The organism is Planktothrix tepida PCC 9214 (assembly GCF_900009145.1).
In the GTDB taxonomy this organism is placed as follows: domain Bacteria; phylum Cyanobacteriota; class Cyanobacteriia; order Cyanobacteriales; family Microcoleaceae; genus Planktothrix; species Planktothrix tepida.
The window spans coordinates 1-851 of the sequence record NZ_LN889851.1 but is presented as its reverse complement, the minus strand read 5'-3'; the positions used below and the strand labels follow the sequence as shown (position 1 = coordinate 851).

At 49.7% G+C, this 851-nt stretch carries 1 protein-coding gene; it reads right to left on the bottom strand.

Features of this window, described 5'->3' with window-relative positions; genetic code table 11:
* Positions 1-851: photosystem II q(b) protein (gene psbA, locus PL9214_RS29445; RefSeq protein WP_072722820.1), on the bottom strand; the 851-nt coding region annotated here is incomplete at both ends.

Genomic DNA, 851 nt, shown 5'->3' with positions numbered 1-851 from the left:
GCCATTGTGGATACACCTAATGCGGTGAACCAAATGCCGACCACAGGCCAAGCGCCTAAGAAGAAGTGTAAGCTACGGCTGTTGTTGAAGCTGGCATATTGGAAGATTAAACGTCCAAAGTAACCATGGGCTGCAACGATGTTGTAGGTTTCTTCTTCTTGACCGAATTTGTAACCGTAGTTTTGGGATTCGGTTTCGGTGGTTTCACGCACCAGAGAAGAAGTAACCAGAGAACCGTGCATGGCGGAGAATAAGCTTCCACCGAACACCCCGGCAACTCCTAACATATGGAAGGGGTGCATCAGGATGTTATGCTCGGCTTGGAACACTAACATGAAGTTGAAGGTTCCAGAGATACCTAAAGGCATCCCGTCAGAGAATGAACCTTGACCGATGGGATAGATCAGGAATACGGCGGCTGCTGCTGCAACAGGTGCAGAGTAGGCGACGCAGATCCAAGGACGCATCCCTAAACGGTAGGATAATTCCCACTCCCGACCCATGTAGCATAAGATGCCGATGAAGAAGTGGAAAATCACTAACTGGTAAGGGCCACCGTTGTACAGCCATTCATCTAATGAAGCTGCTTCCCAGATGGGATAGAAGTGTAAGCCGATGGCGTTAGAGGAAGGAACAACTGCACCAGAGATGATGTTGTTTCCGTATAACAGTGAACCAGCGACGGGTTCACGGATACCATCGATGTCCACTGGAGGAGCAGCGATGAAGGCGATGATGTAGCAGATGGTGGCGGTTAATAACGTCGGGATCATCAGAACACCGAACCAACCGACATAAATCCGGTTGTTGGTGGATGTGACCCAGTTACAGAACCGATCCCAGATTGAGGC